Below are 20576 nucleotides of genomic sequence, written 5' to 3'. Positions count from 1 at the left end.
CGTGTAGAAGCTGAAGGGAGAATGTGAGGGGCAGCAACTGCATCTACCGTAACACTCCCCCTTTCTTATCATAAAGGGAGCGAAAGGGGGAAGGTGTTGTGTGCTGGCTTCACTTACCCTGCGACCAATCGACTGAACGGAGGCAGGATTCCAGGCGCAATTTCAGCAGTCACTCCATAAAGACGGGCCTTCCAACTGGGATATATATCGCGCTGACGGGCAGCGATCCCGTTCAGACTGGCTTGTACAACAGGCGCCGGTTGATCGAGCAACCAGGTCGGTACACGTCGTTTGGAGCTAACTCCGTACTGTGGTGCATCGAGGATGTCGGTTTGGGTGAAGAAGGGATACACTGTACTGACACAATAGCCGTCGGCGGCAAGACCGTTGGCAAAACCGCGGAGCCCAAATTTTGCCGCGCAGTAAATGCTGATATTCGGTAGTGCTGCACGACCGAGAATTGACGAGATAAACACTATCTGACTACGTGGCTTAGTGCGCAGGGTTGGCAAGAGTGCAGCGGTGAGGCGGATTGGTGCATACAAGTTGATCCGCAACAGACGCTCGGCAGCGTCTATCGGAATTGCGTCAAGTGGTCCGTACAGCCCAATACCGGCGTTATGAATGATCAACTCGAGATCAGGCGCTATCTGTTTGACTTGCTGAGCCAGTCGATCACAATCGTCAGCATCGCTGAGATCAGCCGGCAACAAGGCACGAATCCGCCCCGCGCCTGGTTGTAATTGATGTTGGGCTGCGAATTCTGCGGCAGTGCGTAACCGGTGTGGGTTATGACTACTCAAGATGAGTTCTGCTCCTGCGGCTAGTAACTGACGGCTGAACTCACGCCCAAGTCCACCACCGGCACCGGTAATTAGCACCACTCGCCGGGCAAATGCCTTCATGCCACATCCTCATCATCGGTTGTCAGACTATCGATCTCCACCAGACTCTGTTGGCACGCCATTTCAAGCCGGTTGAGGCGACGTTGGAACTGATTGATCGCGAAGGTACTGAAGGTTTCAATCTGTAAATTGAACGGCATCGGTTCATAACTGGCGAAAATCTCGTCGATGACCCCCATTGCGTAGAGCACTAGCTCGTTCATTCGTTCGACAATATGATCCCAAATACTCCGGTCGGTCGCGATCAGTCGTGAGAGGAGATAAATGCCGTAAGCGATATGACGTGACTCATCTTGTTTAAGTAGCCGAATCCCTTCACGAGTGCCGGGCATGATCTTTTGGGTATCGAGAATGGTGAAATAGGCGTGGTAGCCGGTTTCGGCCAGCACACCCTCGACAATCATGTTGTACGTGAGCGATGCCTCGGCGAGATTGCGCGGCGAGGGGTCTTGATCGAGGCGGTGCATAGTTGCCGGTAATGCTTCATAGATGAGTGCACGATAATTGGCGGTGTGATAGCGGCTGAGATCAGGGTCAACGCGGGCTACTTCACTGATGAATCGGGCAAAGAAGTCGGTATGTTTGGCTTCTTCAAATAGAAAGGTGGTGAGGTACAGTTCCTCTTCGAGTCGACCTTCGCTGGCGATAGTCCGAATGAGCGGCAACAGATCGAGAGTAACGGCCTCTTCACCAGCCTGGAACAGGGCAGTCAGTCGGAGCAGCAGATCGCGTTCGTCGTCTTGTAGCTGTTCCCAATCGCGGGCATCACGGCTCAAATCGATAAGTGACGGATTCCAGATGCCAAAGCGCTTGGCTTTCTCGAACAGGCGCATTGGCGGACTGTGACGCTTCAGGCCACGGCTTGTCGTAATGAAATCGGTGTGGGTCACTTTGTTTTCCTCCTGTTCACATGGGGCTGCCTTATCGTTCAGCTTGCTCAATTGGTATCAGACAGGTGAGTAAAGCGCTACCTGCCCAGAGGTCAATTTCAGGAATTGACGAAGTTGCCAGGTTCGTTAAGGCATTGCGTGCAGCAGTATTGCCTGCTGTGCAGTTGCTGACGATCGCCATTACTGCTGCATATCGAACTGAAAGCGGTTGGGTTTCTGCCTCGGTGGCAAGTTGGGCTAAATCCTTGATCGTTGCTTCATCGGCTTGCTGCGCGAGTGCTCTGATAGCAAGACAGCGCAACTGCTCTGAGTGTTCAGGATGGATGGCCACTGCCCGGATCAGCGGATCAGACGGTGTATGTGTACTCAGGTGTTGGACAGCCAGACTCTTAAGTACTTCGGGCGTATTTGGATCGGCAAGCACCTGGCGTAAGGCCGGATGATGCGGATCGATGGTTGCCAGCAGCGTAAACGCCTGGGTTTGCAACGCCGGGTATGGTGCGAGCAGCCCTTCAATGAAAACAGGGAGAACGTCTTCGGTTGCGGTATCACGCAATGCTGCCGCAGCGGCCAATCGAATGCTCAGATCGGGGTGACTGCGAACAATACGCAACAGGATTGGGGTCGTAGTTGGGATTTGACCGGCGAGCGCATCAACCGCAGCTAGGGCACAGGTTCGGTCGGCGTCGAATGCCATGCGATGGAGGAGGTTCACTGGCGCCGGGCGATCACTGCGCTTGAGCGCATAGAGGGCAGCACTCCGCAGTGGTTCTGGGTGCGTTGTGATAATGTCAATGAGGCGTGTAACTGGAATCGCAGTAGCTGCGTGGAGTGCAGCTATCCGAATGTCTACCGCTTCATGCTCGTTATCAACAATGGTCATCAGAGTCGGCGTTACTGTCGGATCGGAGCTTCGCCCCAGTGCCTGCAATGCGGTAAGCCGTATAACCGTCTCAGATGAGCTGTTGGCGAGCCGTAGCAATGCGTCACGAACCTCAGTGGAAAATGGTGGTCGTATCTGGTCAAGTGCGTTGCACGCTAGATCGCGGTCGGTCGCTTCAGCCAATTGGATCAGTGTTTGGGCACCATCAGGGCGGTCGGCAATAGCACGCAGGGCAATCATGCGGAGGGGATGATCGTGCACTGCCTCGCGGGCCAGGCGTGCCAATTCAGGCGTAGTGAAAACGGCCAGTAAATCGGTTAATGGTCGCGGAGCACTTGCATCGTACAACACGATCTCAAGTAGAGCTTTGGTCGCCGGGTAGAGGTGTGGGTGAAGTTGACCGATCTGCGTAACCGCACGAACAGCAGCACTGCTTACCCGCAACACGTGATGGGCAACGAGGACAGAGGGTCGATCAAGAATGCAACAACTTCTATTAGCAACCGTATCTGAGTGGACGATTAAGTCGGCCAGGATGGCGCGCGTTGACTCAGTAGCCGCCGACAGCCAGCGTTCCGCCGGGCCAATCAGGGCTGGCAGAGTTTTGATCCATTCTTGCAGGACATGCACACCGTAAATCGGTGCCAGCAGGTACCCAAGCGTCGTGATTGCTTCAGCGCCACCGTACTGTCCGAGGGCAGCAATGATTGTGATCGTCAATTCGCTATCGATGTCGGGCTGGTAAGCAAGGTCGTGCAATATCTTGCGGGCTGCTGCCGCCGCCGCATGATTCTGAGCGGCTATCTGAGCGAGGGTCTGGACTACTGCTCGTCGCAGCAGTGGTGGGTGCTGATAGCTTACATACGATTGTAAGAACGGTACTGCTTGTGGATAATGCACAAACTGATAGGCAGCCGCTGCGCGTACTATCGTCAGTTCGCTTTCAGTGTCTAACAGGCGTTTGAGCAGCATCTGCCCGCTGTCTAAACGGTGGAGGAAGCGAATGGCCCGCAACCGTACATCGAGTGACAACCGGTTACTCAGGGCAAAGCCAATCAGAAAAGACTGTCCATCCTTATCGAGCGTTAGGTCAGCCAACGCTTCATCGCGGGCAACCCACGGTTGATGGGTTTGCATAATAAATCGTGCTACGTGACCAACCTGTCCTGTACGTAGCCAGACGGCGCGGGCTGCCCGACGGACTTCAGCCGCCGGATCGGCCGCTGCCCGTTCGAGGTCGGTCGTAGAAAGGGCAGCGGGTGCCAGTGCCCGGATAGGGGCCGGCAGTTCGGTATGTTGCAAGAGATAGTGTGCGATAGTACGCTGACGTTCTGTACCGGCAGCGCCACTCAACAGTAATCGCAAGCCGAGCTGGAGGGCCGGATTGGTCAACCACGAATAAGCATTGCCACTGCTCACAGCCAGAAGACAACGCCCTGCCTGACCGATCAGATCGGTGTACTCTGGTAGTGGTGGAGGCGTCATCTGCTGCTGACATAGCAGGTCAATTGCATGCCAGCGGAGTGGTGGTGGGGCATCGGTCGCATCAAGGAAGGTCATGAGCAGTTTATGGCTGGCTTTCGGTGCTAATTGTGCCACAATCCGTTCCAGCAACAGTGTTACCTGACCAGACTGCGTGCGGCCAATATCGGTCAGAATAATTGGCAATGCCGGCACCAGCATGTTCAGTGCCTCACCGCCGTAGTGACACATCTCTTCGAGTAGGGGGCGGCTCAGGGCAGGATCAAGCCGCGGTCGTTCGCGGAGTGCTCGTGCCAGTAGCAGGAGTCGCTCTCCGTTTGGCAGTTCAGATGCGGCGAGGGCTGTGATCAGTGGTTGCGGGTCAAGTGTCACCCCAAATGCTAACGGCAGGCAAAAAGCCCGCCATTGCGCGCCGGCACTCCGAATCGTTTTCGGTTCTAGCCGCGACTGGGCGGCCAGTTCGACGGCTTGCTGATAGACATGACGAGCGCTAGCTCCAATCCGCCAGCCTGCCTGATCGTTTGTTGTAGCCAGAATTGGTGTCGCAAACGCTGCCATCCGCTCATAAAGCGCTGCGCGCGAAACCGGCCATCCACTGAGCGGTTGCGTCAGGGCGAGCATAATGAGCTCTGCCGGTCGTTCACGGAGCATCACGAGCGGATCACGCTCGAACAGCGGGAATAATGTCTGCGGATCGCTGTGTGGAAAGAGGATCTGAATCCATGTCGCAAGCTGTTCGTCTGAAAGCGGAGCAATCGCTCGATGGGTAAAGCCTGGCCATAGCTCACCGGAAGGCAGGGCAATGACCACACGTGCTTTCGGCCAACGCTCAGACAGATTCACCAGAAATCGTTGCCAGATTGCACGACGGGCAAGCGGCAATTCTTCCCAATCATCAATGATCAGCAAACAGGGCAGATTATGCTCAAGCGGATTAGGGGCCAGATTTCGTCGGGCCAGTGCCCGCACAACGATAGCGCGCGGCGTCAGACTCGGAATATCAATGTCGCTCAGTAGCAGCCGTACCAGTGGTACTGTCGTCTGGCTATTCAGCCATTGCCGGGCAATCTGCGCTAAGGCCAGACTTCTCCCACTCGCCGGTGGCCCCACAATTGCCAGATGTCGTGCGTCAGCCAGTATGTGTGTCAGATTGAGTTCGGGTAGCAGTGGAAGCTCGAAGGCAGCAGGGAGCAACCGTGAGAGTGGCTCGGCCTCGAGCCACTGCTCAATTGCTATCCGTACTTCGCGAGGCAGCCGACGTGGTAAAAAGAGATCACGGAACGCCCGCGGAACAAATTGTAGTTCAGGACGTTCGGCGCTCCGTTCACTCATAGGTTACCCTTCATGCTGACGCAGGCATCGTGTAGAGACATACAGGAACAAATGCCTAGAAAAATCCACGACCGGCACTCTTCGAGAGGCGCGGATCAAGTGTACCGGCAAAGGCTTTCAAGCTCTCTGCGTCGAGACGCTCGAGCGCCTCAAGCTCTTCCTCAGTGAGATCGTACCCGGCGCAGGCAGCCCGTGCGTCCGCGATGAGTTTTTCGCGAAACTCCGGATCGACCACTGCACGACCGATGATCTGTTCTACGGCGGATTGTGACACGGTACCCCTCCTTTGTCATTGTGTTCATCGGGCTAATCGGCGCAACTCGCCGTGCGCGCCGATGGATGCCAGTTCTTGTCTGGCCTGTTCTATGTACGTATCTGCTTCGGAGAAGTTTCGCCTCTGTAGGGCAAGCCCAAAACGTGCAATTGTGCATGCGTGCTCAAAACGACAATTAATATGGCGAAAGATCGTGATCGCTTTGGTGAAATAATCTTCAAACGGCTCATCACGTTCAGAGGCAATTTCACCGATTAAGCGTAACGCCATTGCTTCATCGAAACGACTGCCGATCTGACCGGCCAACGTTGCCGATCTGAAAGCGTAACTCCCGGCTTGTTCGAGGAGCGATGCCTGCGACAGCGGATCGTTTAACTGCTTACTCTGCACCAGTAATGCCTCTGCCGCTGCCCATAGTGCTTCGACCGTCAATTGTGGTACCTGAATCTGCTCGCCGATCTGGCAGGCCTCTTCTGCGTAAGCGAATGCTGTTTTCGGATCACCGTTGGCAGTCGCGGCTAGTGCTGCCAGCGCCAGTGTGTTTCCGTACTGGTATTTACTCTGTTGCCTGGTATAGATGGCTAGTGCCTGCTGATAAACATCCAGCGCACGCCGATATTCGCCACGGGCATACGCAATGATACCGAGCGTATCGTTCGCTTGCGCGACACCGAGCTGATCACCCATCTCTTCACAGAGCATCAGGGCATCACGGCAAGCTGCTTCCGCTGCATCGTAACGTGCCAGACGATAATAGGCATACGCTTCATTGAGTAAAACGCTTGACAGCGCATATTTTGCACTGACGCGGCGAGCTAGCTCTTCGGCCTGGGTATAGTGCTCGACTGCCGCCGCATAATTGCTCTGTAATTGTGCTAGATAACCCAAGTTGTTGTGGGTTCGCGCCTGACCGTAGAGATCGTCAATGGCCTCTTGAGCACTGAGTGCGTTCAGGAAGTGGTAGCGGGCCAGATCGTAACGTCCCCGCATGCCGTAGATCATGCCTAATTGTTGTTGAAGCTCGGCTTCAATCCGTTCATCCTCAATACTGCGTTGATCATTGCGAATTCGGGCCAATCCGGCTTCGCACATCGCCAGTGCTTCATCGAAGTTGGCCAGGCGGGTCAGAGTTTGCGCCAGATCAGCAGCAATTGCCGCCAGCAGCAACGGTGGTACTTGATTAATCGCTGTGTTGGCAATAGTCTCGGCGCGGCGAAGTTGGGCAAGGGCTTCCTGATACCGACCTTGCTTTTCAAGGGCTGCGCCCCATGATCGCAGCACTTCCGCCTGCACAACCGGTGGGATACGCTCACCACCTAACGAGAGGATCTGTCGGTAAACCGTTTGCGCCTCGTCGTATTGACCAATTGCGGCCAGCGTTTCCCCCAGTGCCTCCATCGCTTCCCACAGTCGCGGGTCATCACCGTGTTCGCCAATAATGTCAATCGCCCAGCGGTAATAGGTGATAGCCTGTTGATTGGCATACTCGTCGCGGGCCAGATGACCGGCCAGCAGAAGGTACTGGATTGCCCGTTCTGGTGTGTCGCTCAGTCGGTAGTGATGGGCCAGCAGGAAGATAGGGTTGGCTATCGCCCGTACTGTGCGCGTCGTTAATGGCCCATTACGTCCAATCTGCACAATCTGGTATTGGCGAACAGAGGCAAATTCATGGCGCAGCCGTGCCAGCTCGTCACTGTACTGTTGCTCGAGGTATTCGCCGATCCGACGGTGTAACTCACGCCGACGGGCAAACAGCATGCTCTGATAGGTTACTTCGTGCAACAAAGCATGCCGAAAAGAGTGTACTCGTTCGGGTGCTTCCCGCTCGAGCATAGTTAATTCCTGGGCATCGAGCTGTGCGATAGCATGAATCAGTCGGCTTGGCTCCTCACCGTACACTGATTGCAGGACCGGAATCGGAAAGCGCTGCCCAACCACGGCGGCGACGCGCAGGAGTGCTCGTGAACGTTCGTCGAGTTGATCGAGACGAGCGAGCAATAGTCCGCTCAGACTATCCGGCAATTCGTCAAGCGAAGTGTGCCCTCGCTGCACTGCACGTACCAGCTCTTCGATGAACAGCGGATTACCAGCAGCACGTTCGATGATTTGCGTCCGTACCTCTGCTGGAAGTTGGGCACCGGCGAGAATAGCAGCGATCAGATCGGCGCTGTCACTTGCCGATAAGGGCGACAGAGTCAGTATTTCAGCGCCATCACCGACCGGATCATCATTCCAGTACAGCGTGTCACGATGCATGCCCAGCATCAAGATTGGTTTGTGGGTCAGCGAACCGGCAATATAGCGCCATAAATCGAGCGAAATCTGATCGGCCCACTGGAGGTTATCGAATACAATCACCAATCCACGGCTGCGTGCAGCGGCATGGACGATGGCCCGGATCATTTCAAACCGACGCTCCTGACGTTGCTGTGGGTCAAGAGTACGGGTGAGCGGATTATCATCGAGATCGAGCTTAACCAGATCGGCAATAATGGGTAACCAGTCATCACTGATCCCGGCACTCGCCAGGCTCTGCCGTAACTGCGTGGCGCGTGTCATCTGATCGGCACCGGCTGGGATCGTACAGAGCGCCTGGAGAAGGTCACTCCATGGTGCGTAGGGTGTGCTTTGCTGGTAAGACAGACAACGGACGCTCACAATCCGTGGCTGATGTGGCGCACTGGTGATCAGGAGTTCGGCGACCAACCGCGTTTTGCCAATACCTGCTTCGCCGTTTATCCGTACTACCCGCCCTTGACCACCAAGCGCAGCGATGAGCCGTTCTTGCAACCAGGCCAGCTCGCGCCGCCGGCCTAACAGGGCATGCTTGACAACCGGTGGCGGTGCTTCTCGTTCACCGACTACTCTGAGCAGTTCGAGCGGCTCTCGTTTGCCACGCGCACTAACAATTCGTGGATCGGTGAATGTGATGGTAGTGCCTACATTCACCGCGAAGGTTGTCGGCGCACGGATTTCCCCCCAATCACTGTGCGCCATCACTCGGGCTGCCACATTCACGGCGTCGCCCATAACGGTGTACTCTTTGCGTTCTACATCACCAACATTCCCGGCAAAGACGTTGCCGCTGTTTAGCCCAATCCGTAACCGCAACTGACCAAGGTTGATCCCTGCCGGTTGGGTGTTAATCAGGGTAGCAAACGCACGCTGGAGATCAAGGGCCGCACGGGCCGCACGTTCGCTGTGATCCTCTTGTGCAATGGGGGCACCGAAGATCGCTAACAATTTGTTGCCCTCGGTTGAAAGGTCAATTTTGTTGACATAACCACCGTAACGTTCGATTGCTGTAAAACAGACCCGCCATACTGCATCAATAAGGTGTGCTGCCGTCTGGGGTGACAGACGCTCAACAAGCGATGTCAGTCCTTCGATTTGGGCAAACAGGATCGATACTGGCCGTAAATCAGCTTCCAGATGGGGCCGTTGTGGATCGTCAAGTATCCGATCCACGAGAATCGCCGGCAAGTAGGGACTGAGCCGTTCTATCATCCAGAGCAGATGAAGCGCGGTCTCACGACTCGGTGGCGGCAATTCAGTGTGGGTTGACGTGGTAGACACTGCACCTTGCCCGGCAACTGCATGAATTTTTACATAACCGTCTGCCAGTGGTTCACCCTGGGCCTGCCCGACCAGCGCCGACCATGCGTGTGGCCCGACGACAATCTCGCCACGACCGCCCAATTCTTCTGCCCGCGCAACCCGCTCAACGCAAGCACCCATAGCACAATAGCGCAGCGACTCCGGACGACCGGCACTGACCAGCGCAATCTGGCCACTCTCAACACCGATGTGCATCGTGAGGGGAAACGAGCCAACACCCGGTACTTCACGCACGAAATTTGCCTGTGATTGCAGAAGATCATGGGCCACGATGGTTGCGGTGTAGGCGTGATCGGGATCGGTAAATAAGACCAGTAGCGCATCGCCACCGAACGTTATCAGATCGCCGCCAGCGTGTTGAATACGCCGAATCAGAGTGCCAAAGTAGGTGTTGAGAGTATCGGTAACAATCTCAATGCCTTCCCGACCAAGACTACTGAGTCGTTCGGCAAGGGCAGTTGAACCGCTTATATCGGCAAAGAGTAACGAACCATTCACCACCTCTACCCAGGGTTGATTATCGGTCGTTGACAATCGATACGCAACCACCCGTCGGGGTAAATACGTTGTCAAGGCATATTGAGCACTGGTGAGTCGGGCGCACAAGGTGTAGAGTTCGTGTGGACGCATGCGACCCTGCCAGAGTGCCTGTGCCTGATCAGCACCGATGTATCGTGCGATACGCTGCTGATCGATCTGAAAAGAGCTATATTCCGACATCGGTAAGCCGATCCTTGTTGCGTAGAAACGCTTGACTGATCACTACTAGTTGGCAGTTTCTGAACAGGCTTAACCTATGATAATGGTGCGTTGCTCTCTCATTATAGCAGAGGCAGGTGCGGAAACATAGGGCAGATTGAGAAGGAATAAGGGGATTCAACATTTTCACTCTACCCGGCAAGAGGATAAAGGTGAGAGGAAAGAGGAGAAACGCGGGCGGACAGATAGATTGCCAATATATTTGCAGCGCGTAAGGCGCCACTCTGCTTCCCACTCCGACGGATGGCTACAGCCGCGCCCCTGCTGTCTCTTGGGTTCTGCCCATCAGTGCAGCGGTAGGGGCGCATTCATCCTCCCCGCTTGCGGTGTGCTGGGAGGTGCCAGGGGGGATGTGTGATGCTGATACGCCAACCGATGAGACCTAACCGTACAACTGCATAACACGGGCCAGCGTCCCATGTTCCTGGGAATCCGCCTGGGTCGGGATTCAGTGAGTGCGTAATGTTCGTCGGTGTCACTCCGACTCTGCATTGTTGGGTCATCTTCGATGACCCAACACTGAGCACTCTGAAAATCTTTAGCTAAAGGAAGAGAAGCTCGGTTAACCCCGTTCTCAATAGACAAATTCTTCAATGTGGTAAATCACCACTTTGGCGCCGGGGCCAGCGACCATTCGTGCTCCCTGTTTAAGCTGATTGAACTGTTCGAGGATAGCATCCTCGCTCAACGGTGGGCTGTCGAAGGCCTGCAATTGGGCAAGATAGGGCGTGTCAGTTGGGATAATCAGTGGTGATAGATACACGATGTCTTCCGGTCCCAGGTTCATCGCGGCAATTGCGGCCAGCGAACGTTGTACATGATCATGGGCGAAGCGTTCACCACCGGCGCCAACCAGCAGGATAATCCCCACCGCAATCCCAGCCGCTTTAATGGTCCGAACTGCCTCAATGGCTTCTGCTGGTGAACCAGGCTTGTTGAGGAGCCGAAAGACCGTCTCATCACCACTTTCCAGACCCAGATAAATGCGGCGCACACCGGCTGCCGCCAGTTCCCGATACTCGTCCAGGGTTTTGCGTTCGGCGCCGAAAATATCGAGAAAGGCGTAAATGCCTTTGAAGTCGGCCTGTGGGCCGATTCTGAACTCTTCGTGTACCACTCGCAAGAGTTCACGCAGACGCGGCTGAGGAATGATCAGTGCATTAGCATCACCGAGAAAGATTGCCCTGCGCAAACCGATACCGGCGCCGACAAATTCCTTCACTCGTTGAATATGGGTGCGAAACGAGCCAGGTGAATGGATGCGAAATGCCCGGTCGCGGTAGAAGGTACAGAAATGGCAGCGATTCCAGCTACATCCTTCGGTTGCTTGTAAGACCAGCGCTCGATACTGATCAGGAGGGAGAATACTGATCGGTTTGTAGACCTTCCGAAACCGTTCACGCTCGGCTTCTAACCGATCGACATCCCAACGCCGAATCCGCTCAAACCAGTCGCGTTCGGTTGATGAGGCCGTCGCCGCGATGTGCTCGATCATCTGTTGGCTCCACGTGAGCAGCTCGGCAAGTACGCGCCGTCGTTCTTCATCGGGTAGTTTGCGCCGCTCTTTCTGACCGGGTGCCAGGACTCGTTTTTGCAGTACGTCACCGCTGAGGCCGCGTACATAATTGATCCCGTCGCGAAACGCAACAATTAGTCGACCTTCACCATCGAACGAAACAATCGTGCGCATCGCTTCGGCGATGGTCAGATGGTATGGTTGCACGTTGATGGTGATATTGGCTGCCATAAGACTGTTGCTGCTAAAGCTATTCTGGCAACAGGGTATCCCACCACAGACGGCCCTGGCGACGTTGCATCAGATCGACGTGAATATGTTTGATTTCCGTATACTCATCGAGTCCGTAACGTCCCATTTCTCGTCCGAAACCACTCTGCCGATACCCACCAAACGGTGCGTGCGGGTTGAGAACGTGGTGCTCGTTGATCCAGACGGTACCGGCGCGAATGCGGCGGGCTACTGTCAGTGCGTGCTGTAAATCACGTGACCAGACCGACGCAGCGAGACCGTAGATGCTATAGTTTGCAATCCGAATCGCTTCGCCAATGTCATGGTAGGCAATAACCGACAGCACCGGACCAAAGATTTCTTCCTGTGCAATTCGCATCTCTGGCCGCACACCGGTAAAGATGGTCGGTTCGATGTAATGGCCGTGAGCAAAGGCATCACCAAGTGGTCTGCCACCGCCAACAACCACCGTCGCACCTTCTTCGCGACCAATGGCAATGTATCGTTCGACCTTCTCACGCTGTCGTTCACTAATCAGTGGCCCAATGTCGGTTTCCAGATCCATCGGGTCGCCGATCCGCATCCCACGGACTCGTTCGACAAGACGATCAACCAGGGTGTCGTGTAACGTGTGCGGTACGAGCAACCGTGAACCGGCTTCGCACAGTTGCCCGGAGTGATAGAATGCCCCCCATAAGACACCATCAACGACCAGATCGAGATCGGCATCGGGCAAGACCAGCATTGCATTCTTCCCACCCAGTTCTAGCGTCACCCGTTTGACATGCGGCGCCGCCAGGGCCATAATCTTGCGGCCAACTTCCGTGCTACCGGTAAATGCTACTTTATCTACGGCTGGGTGAGCAACCAGATATTCGCCGACCTCTCCACCTGGTCCGAGCACGAGATTGACAACACCTTTCGGGAGGAGATTGAGTTCGTGAATCGTTTGGAAAATCGCTAGCGTGCTTAGCGGTGCCAGCGACGAAGGTTTAAAGACCACTGTGTTACCGGTTGCCAGTGCCGGGCCGAGTTTCCATGCGGCCATACAAAAAGCGTAGTTCCACGGAATAATCTGGGCGCAGACACCAATTGGTTCGCGCCAGACAAAATTCCACGATACTGTCGGCAGCTCGTTCCACGGCAGCGGTTCGTAAGGATGTTTGCGGGCCAGTTCGGCACAACCACGCAAAATTTCTAGCCCCAGGGTAATGTCGTTGTAGGTGGTTTTCCGTAATGGAACCCCGGCATCTCGCGATTCGATCTCGGCAAGTTCAAAGTTCCGTGCTTCCAGGGCATCGGCAATTGCGTGGAGAATTTCGGCCCGCTGTGCCGGTGAGGTGTGGGGCCATGGCCCATGGTCGAAAGCGGTACGGGCCGCTGTTACTGCCCGATCAACGTCGTGAGTAGTCGCACTTGTACATGTTGCAAGGGGCTGGCCGTTGGCCGGATCGTAAACGGTAAAGGTCTGACCGTTCGTAGCCGGTTGCCATTCGCCATTAATATACAAATTGTAATGGGGTAGTTCGCCTGTGGAGTGTTCTTGCACCATTGCATGACTCCTTGAATATCCGGTGGGGGTTGCTCAAATGCTGCTGTGCGTCAATAGTGTAACACGCCGCGTTATAAAACTCAAGTACGATACCGGTGATAGATGACTTTTCAACGTGCTCAGCCGTCCGACAGCAGTGAGATGAGAGGGGAGCGGTTGAGGAGCGAGCGCAGTAGTGCAATTCGCAGGCTATCCGAGATACGTGTCGAGGCGCGATGCGACCCGTACTGACGAATAGCTACCATGCCCGTCGCCGTATGGCAGGGGTAGTCCCACGAGTAGGAGATAGCGTGCCGCAAAGATGGATACACCTGCTACCACTGCTCCCAAAGGTTGTGGACTGCAAACCTGTACCCGCAGGGAAACCGAACCTCAGCACGTGAATGCCCTTCATCGCTGTTATTCCGTCCGCGGCTGAAAACGTTAAGAATCACATAGGGCGAAGGTGAAGGGTTCGAGCCGCTCTCGAACCGGAATTAGGGTATAGCGCAACAGTTACAATTCACGGGCAGTAGCGATAATGTCTCCTAACACACCGGCTGCGGTTACTTCAACACCGGCCCCCGGCCCTCGCACGACAAGTGGGCGATCGTGGTAGCGCCTGGTTGTGAAACTAATCATATTGTCCGGTCCGCGTAAACTGGCTAGCGGATGGTCGAGAGAAAGTTCGCGCAGACCAACTTCAACCCCGTTGTTACGGCTGATGCGGGTCATGTAGCGTATGACTTTACCGTTTGCCCGCGCGGCCTGGAAGCGACTCGTAATCTCGCTTTCAGCTTCATCAAGACGTTGCAGAAATTCAGTGATACTGATTTCTGACAGTGCTGGCGGGAAGAGTGCTTCTGCGCTTACCGCGTGCGCCGGGATGTTCATTCCACAGGTACGAGCCAGGATGAGTGCTTTGCGGGCGACATCAGCTCCGCTCAGATCATCACGTGGGTCTGGTTCGGTGTAGCCAAGCCGGTGTGCCGTTCGTACTGCCTCAGCGAAGCCAGCTCCCTGTTCGAGTTCACTGATCAGGAAGCCGAGCGTTCCACTCAACGCTGCCTCGATGGAGACGATCTCGTCGCCACTGTCAATCAGGTTTTGTAGCACACTGATCACCGGTAGACCGGCACCGACCGTTGCTTCATAGCGCGTTGCACCGCGTTCGGTCAGGGCGGCGAAGAGATCAAAACCTTCGCATAGTGGTCGCTTGTTCGCTAGGACAACTCGATGTCCGGCTGAGATAGCAGCCGCTAGCGGTGCAGCGTGATTGCCAGCCGCCGTTACATCAACGACAATGGCAATGGTTGCCGGTAACAACTCAAGCCAGTGTCGGTCAGTGATGGCGCCGGTAAGACTATCAAGATGCTGTCCAGCCTCTTTGGCTGCCAGAATGTTGTGTACCTGTGTATCGGTAAGCGCTGGATCACCGGCGAGAGCGCCGTGACTGTCAACCAGCGCAACATAACGCAAGTCGATACCGTATCGGCGACGGATCGTGGGCGCGACGGTCAGCATTTGTCGGGCAAGTGCCCGGCCAACGCCACCCAGCCCCAGTTGAATAATTGGAGTCATACTGCCCCCTGCTTACGCTGCAATCTGCGCCTATTGTATCACAGGGTATCTGCTGCTTCGACAGGTTGTAGCGCGTTGTTCGATTTGACGGGCTACCGGTGCCAACGTACAATAACAATCTGTAAAAAATGACTCGTCAGCTTTCAGAGGTTTCTATGCAGTGTGAAGTACAGAATGGCGACCTTCTGGCGGTAGCATCCGACCTGGCAGTGCTACTCTATGCTGAAGATGAGGCGTTACCGGCTGCGGTGACTGCCCTGTGTGAACCGACTGACGTAACCGGGCGTTGGAAACAGCAGACGCTCATTTATCCTCACGGCACGTTGCCGGCCCGTCGGTTGTTGTTGATTGGTATGGGTAAGCGTCAGTCGATCACGTCCGATACGGTGCGGCAGGCGGCGGCGCTGGCTGCTCAGCGTGCGCAAGAGGTGAAAGTTGCAACCTACCACGTGGGGTTCAACGGTGATTTACCCCTTACGCCCGCCGTGTTTGGTCAGGCATTTGCTGAAGGAAGTGTGTTAGGTTCGTATCGGTATACTCGATACAAGAGTGATCGAGAAGAAGTACCAACGGCCAACGCAGTGCTTCTGCTCGGTGCCGATGGTGATGAGGTGGTTGCTGGGGTGCGCCGTGGTCAGATTATTGCGCGGGCAACAGCTTTTGCTCGTGACCTGGCTAACGGCCCTGGTAACGAGGTGACACCGGCTTTTCTCGGCCAGACTGCCCTCGCATTAGGTGAGCGGCTCGGTCTAAAAACGATGGTGCTTGATAAACCTCAACTGATCGAGCAAGGTTTCGGGGGCATTCTTGCGGTCGGTCAGGGATCGGCTAACGAGCCGCGCTTTATTGTGATGGAGTACGGTTCGGCTGATCAAGGTCCTACGATCTGTTTGGTTGGAAAAGGGATAACCTTTGACACTGGCGGGATCAGTATCAAACCGGCCGAGAAGATGGACGAAATGAAGATGGACATGAGCGGTGCGGCAGCGGTATTCGGTGCTATGCAGGCCGTCGCTGAATTGCAGTTACCGCTTCATGTGGTAGGGATCGTCTGTGCAGCGGAAAATATGCCGAGTTCAACAGCGTATCGCCCTGGTGATATTATTCGCACCCTGAGCGGCAAGACGGTTGAAATTCTTAATACCGATGCTGAAGGTCGGATCGTGCTGGCCGATGGTCTATTCTACGCACAGCGCTATCAACCCGCTGCCATTGTCGATCTGGCTACCCTGACCGGTGCGATTATGATTGCCCTTGGTCCACACGCAATCGGATTGATGGGGAATAATCAAGAGCTGGCAAACCGTCTGATTGCTGCTGGTGAAGCGACAGCCGAGCGTGTCTGGCAGTTGCCGCTGTGGGATGAGTACCGCGAAGCAATGAAGAGTGAGATTGCCGACCTCAAGAATACCGGTGGGCGTTACGGTGGCGCTATTACGGCAGCAGGTTTTCTGGCCGCATTTGTTGGTGATTATCCCTGGGCGCACCTTGACATTGCCGGGACTGCCTGGGTCGAGAAACCGAATCGCGCCTATCAATCGCGTGGCGCTACGGGTGTCGGTGTTCGCCTGCTGGTCGAGTTGCTGCAAGGATACGTTGGGTAGGAAGCGAACGAAACTCAGCGTTGGCCCGCGTTCCGGGTATTCAGGTCTTCTGCTGAATGCCTCAGAACGCGGGCCTCTGGCCTGTTCGTCCAGGTGATTTTCAGACATCCTCTACGATGAGCCGGCTAATTCGGACGTAACACTAACCGTTCTCCCTCAATCTCGCCGCTAAAGCGCATCGGAACATCTTCACCTCGCTGCCATAGTGCAAGATAGTCACTGTACCGGTTGCTCAGTACGTTCCCTGACTGACCGGTGGTGTGAATGAAGCGTGATGCGTTCAGATCGCCAAGATCGATGATCTGACGGTACGAAGGTGCATTGTATTGCAGGTAGCCTTCGTTCAGTCGCAGAGGGGCAACGTTAATGGTAAAACCATCGCCACCTGTCGGTATTCGTCGCTCGAAGATGCCGCGTAGCGCACCAACCTGGCTAAACGGATTGTGGGGGAAGACTGCCTGATGGACCCGATCCCACCGCCAGCGTGTTGGATCTTGTTCGCCTTGCGCCGTTGCCATGGCATCTAAGCCCCGACGCAATGCAGTGGCAAGCACTGTTGCACAATCCTCATTGGTGTCAATCGTCGTCACATTATCACACCAATCGTAGTGCCCTTCCAGCAACACTTGTCTTAATGCCATCGCTGCGAAATTGTGCCGATGACGATAGGTAGCAGCAAAGAAATCACGTAGCTCATCAGCAAATACTTCTTCAAGCACAGCATTATAATAACCCTGATAGATTGCTGCGGCAGGGCTATCACCGGTCATGGTGCCATCCCAATTGCGGAGGAGTTCTAAGGCGACAGTCTCACGCGGTCCGGCCGGTGTAACATCACGCAAGATCGGCAACAACTCACGGGCTTGAATCGAAAGCACATCACTGAGCATAAGACGCATATCGGCAATCGTTAGTGATGATTTCTGCTCGATCAGTTCGATGATCCGCTGAGCACGGAACGGAGCTGCCCACGAGGTTCCCAGCAGGTATGGATAGTCATCTCCTACAACTCGGTTGTTCGCCGTTACAATATAGTCTTGCGGTGGATTGTACACGTGAGGAAGGTCTTCAAATGGAATGTAGCCGATCCACTCGAACTCATCGGTCCATCCTGGTACCGGCATACGGCCATCACCATTGCGCCGGATTGGCACCGATCCCGGTGCATAGAAGCCAATGTTGCCATCCACATCGGCGTAGACAAAGTTTTGCATCGGCGCTTTGTAATCACGGAGTGCAGCAGTAAATTCCGTCCAGTTTTTGGCACGGTTAAGATTGATGAACGCACGTATTGTTGTGTCTCTATTATCAAGAGCGGTCCAGCGAAATGCCAGCGTCTCTTTTGCATCTGGTAAAACATCACTGATCACCGGCCCATGGCGTGTGATGCGTACTGTCAATGTCACCGGATCGCTGCCCTTAACGGGAATAACTTCGTTGATCAGCGTCACCGGCTCACGTGTTCCGTTATACTCGACATAATTTTGAGCGTCGATCCGTTCAACATACAAATCCTGTACATCCGGATCAGTGTTTGTGACACCCCAGGCGATTCGTTCGTTATGTCCGATCACGACGACCGGTAAGCCCGGAAACGTAGACCCAATCGCGTTGATGGTGTCACCCTTGATGTGAGCCAGGAACCAAATCGAGGGGATACGATTAGCAAGGTGGGGATCGTTTACCAATAGCGGTTTCCCGCTGGCCGTTCGGCTGCCGCCGATCACCCAGTTGTTAGAGCCGGCCAGTTGGTCACCAACCCCGGTAATGAATAACATCTCTTCCGCGAGGTCTAGCAGACGCTGCGCTGTTGCCGGTTGGATGGTAACCGTCGCTTCGTGGGCGGACGGCGCCGGTGCAGCAGCCGACGTGGGCAAAATGAGTGGCCCATCAGCGGTGTATGATGGCATCAAGAACGCTGCATCTTCGGCCCCGATCTTCGCGGTTAACGTTGCGCGCATTAGCTCGTTATTCCAGTTTCCGCCGAGATCCCAGGCCATCATCTTGGCCCACACCAGCGAGTCGACCGGTTGCCATGGTTCTGGTTGTACGCCCAGGATCAGAAATTCAGGCGGTAAGACGGGATTGGTAGCCAGAAAAGCATTGACACCTGCCGCGTATGCCGTAAGGAGATCAACCGTTGCGCGGTCGAGGTTGGCTAATGCCTGCTGGGCAGCGCGGGCAACGCCAAGCGTGCGTAAAAATGTGTCGGTACGTAACGTCGTTTCACCAAAAATCTCTGACAGACGACCATGACCAATACGGCGCTGAACTTCCATCTGCCAGAGTCGCTCTTGGGCATGCACAAAACCAAGGCCAAAGACGGCATCGGTGTCAGTAGCACCGGTAATGTGGGGGATGCCATCAGTATCGCGCACAATGGTGACAGGCCCACTAATGCCGGTTACACGGATTTCGCCGTTCGTTTGTGGCAACGAGCGCCGTAACCACAGATATCCACCACCGCCACCAATAATCAGAACGCCGATCAGCAGCAGGATGGCCCAACTGACGATTCGTATTAGCAACCTCATTGTTGTCTCGCACCTACGCTCTATGTATTCGGAATCGGGAACAGTATTATAGCAGAATTGAGAGCAGAGAGAAAATTAGGGAAGAGGAAAGAAAGTAGTAGTGAGGCCAATGCTACTTTGATTGCTCTTAACATCCGGTGACAGATAGCATGATCGCGGTTGCTCACCCCCGATCACCGCTAGGGGGAACCGATGGACACCATGGAGATGCTCTTTGCGTGTGTCGGGATGAATAAGTGCTGATCCGGAGTACTCTATCGCAGAAGAAGATCGGTTGGGGCACGGCGCCGCTGTGCCCGTACATCTCAGGTTTCGTCCACCATACCGTGAGACGATTATGCGGATAGGCTCTAAGTTAGGGGATCTCCGTCCCTTTTCCACCTTTTCCCGCTGAGGAGAGACGCTAACTGATGGGTTGTCGTGCGGCTAGCGCCCCTTTACTTTCACCCCTGCCCTCTTCCTCTTACACCGAAGGCGAGGAAGGGGAAGGTGCGAGAATGCCGTAGGCATAAATCCATCCCTTCCCCCTAACTCTCTTTCCGCTATCCTCATTCCCAGGCGATTGTGCGGTCAAGGTGAGAGCTTTCAGCTCGCCAACCGCTGCCAATCTCTATCGCCTCCCTGACAGAGAGGTGCCCTTGTCCTTTACCCTTCCAGTAAAAGTGCTTCTGGGTCTTCGATCAGCTCCTTCACCTTCACCAGGAAGCGCACAGCGGTGCTCCCATCAATCAGGCGATGATCATAGCTAAGAGCTACGTACATCATCGGGCGAATGACAATCTGACCGTTCACCACAACCGGTCGTTCCTCGATCTTATGCATGCCGAGAATACCAACCTGTGGCGCATTGAGAATAGGCGTGCTCATCAGCGAACCGTACACGCCACCATTGGTAATAGTGAATGTACCACCTTGCAGCTCGGCCAGACTCAAAGTACCTTCGCGCGCTTTCTTCGCCAATTGCGCGATCTCACGCTCGATCTGAGCGAAGGTCTTGCGGTCGGCGTCGCGTACAACTGGTACAACCAATCCTTCATCAACTCCCACTGCAATCCCGATGTCGTAGTAGTATTTAATCACCACCTCTTCACCCTGAATTTCGGCGTTGACCATCGGGAAAGCTTTTAGCGCACCAACTACCGCCTTCGTGAAGAATGACATAAAGCCTAGCCCAACCCCGTGACGTTCTTTGAACGAGTCTTTGTGGCGTGCACGCAGGGCCATGACCGCACTCATATCCACTTCATTGAACGTGGTGAGCATTGCTGCCGTGTGTTGGGCTTCAACCAGACGACGGGCGATAGTCAGTCGCCGTCGACTCAGGCGCTGCCGCTCTTCGCGGCGGTCGCCATTCACCGTCACCGTTGGCGCCGGAGTTGCCGGCGGTGTTGGTCGCGGAGCAGTAGCAGCCGGGAGTGGGGATGTCGGTGCTGGTG

General features: G+C 55.0%; 11 protein-coding genes. 1 reads left to right on the top strand and 10 read right to left on the bottom strand.

The window, feature by feature from the left end; genetic code table 11:
- Positions 1-113: 113 nt before the first annotated feature.
- From JE47_RS0104385 to JE47_RS0104350, 8 genes are all read right to left on the bottom strand, one after another.
- Entirely contained in the window at positions 114-905 is a 792-nt protein-coding gene (locus JE47_RS0104385; RefSeq protein ID WP_031458578.1) for an SDR family NAD(P)-dependent oxidoreductase, read from the bottom strand.
- Positions 902-1837 carry a R2-like ligand-binding oxidase gene (locus tag JE47_RS0104380; RefSeq protein WP_367620646.1) on the bottom strand — a complete coding sequence of 312 codons (936 nt, stop codon included), beginning with the start codon at positions 1835-1837 and terminating at the stop codon, positions 902-904. Before JE47_RS0104380 ends, JE47_RS0104385 begins: the two co-directional genes overlap by 4 nt.
- Positions 1827-5492 (bottom strand): HEAT repeat domain-containing protein, encoded by a 3666-nt coding sequence (locus tag JE47_RS0104375; protein WP_031458576.1) that lies wholly within the window; start codon positions 5490-5492, stop codon positions 1827-1829. The genes JE47_RS0104380 and JE47_RS0104375 overlap by 11 nt, the downstream gene beginning before the upstream one ends.
- 55 nt (positions 5493-5547) lie before the next feature.
- A complete protein-coding gene (locus JE47_RS0104370; RefSeq protein WP_031458575.1) occupies positions 5548-5766 on the bottom strand; it encodes a Franean1_4349 family RiPP in 219 nt (72 codons plus the stop codon).
- Between the two features lie 24 nt (positions 5767-5790).
- Positions 5791-10104 carry an adenylate/guanylate cyclase domain-containing protein gene (locus JE47_RS0104365; protein ID WP_031458574.1) on the bottom strand — a complete coding sequence of 1438 codons (4314 nt, stop codon included), beginning with the start codon at positions 10102-10104 and terminating at the stop codon, positions 5791-5793.
- Between the two features lie 613 nt (positions 10105-10717).
- Positions 10718-11890: a radical SAM protein gene (locus JE47_RS0104360; protein ID WP_031458573.1), complete on the bottom strand. Its 1173-nt coding sequence runs from the start codon at positions 11888-11890 to the stop codon at positions 10718-10720.
- Positions 11891-11909: 19 nt separating this feature from the next.
- Positions 11910-13442 carry an aldehyde dehydrogenase family protein gene (locus tag JE47_RS0104355; protein ID WP_031458572.1) on the bottom strand — a complete coding sequence of 511 codons (1533 nt, stop codon included), beginning with the start codon at positions 13440-13442 and terminating at the stop codon, positions 11910-11912.
- Positions 13443-13937: 495 nt separating this feature from the next.
- Positions 13938-15002, bottom strand: a complete 1065-nt coding sequence (locus tag JE47_RS0104350) for a homoserine dehydrogenase (RefSeq protein WP_031458571.1) — start codon at positions 15000-15002, stop codon at positions 13938-13940.
- A gap of 155 nt (positions 15003-15157) precedes the next feature.
- On the opposite strand from JE47_RS0104350, the gene JE47_RS0104345 reads away from it, so the two are divergent.
- Entirely contained in the window at positions 15158-16606 is a 1449-nt protein-coding gene (locus JE47_RS0104345) for a leucyl aminopeptidase (protein ID WP_031458570.1), read from the top strand.
- Between the two features lie 125 nt (positions 16607-16731).
- Here the strand turns inward: JE47_RS0104345 and JE47_RS0104340 are convergent, their stop codons facing one another.
- Both JE47_RS0104340 and sucB read right to left on the bottom strand, forming a co-directional pair.
- A complete protein-coding gene (locus tag JE47_RS0104340; RefSeq protein WP_031458569.1) occupies positions 16732-19140 on the bottom strand; it encodes a penicillin acylase family protein in 2409 nt (802 codons plus the stop codon).
- A 645-nt stretch (positions 19141-19785) separates the two neighbouring features.
- Positions 19786-20576: dihydrolipoyllysine-residue succinyltransferase (gene sucB / locus JE47_RS0104335; protein ID WP_031458568.1), on the bottom strand; the 791-nt coding region annotated here is incomplete at its 5' end.

The sequence above is a fragment of the Chloroflexus sp. MS-G genome, assembly GCF_000735195.1.
Taxonomy (GTDB): domain Bacteria; phylum Chloroflexota; class Chloroflexia; order Chloroflexales; family Chloroflexaceae; genus Chloroflexus.
This window is presented reverse-complemented; position numbering and strand designations above follow the sequence as displayed.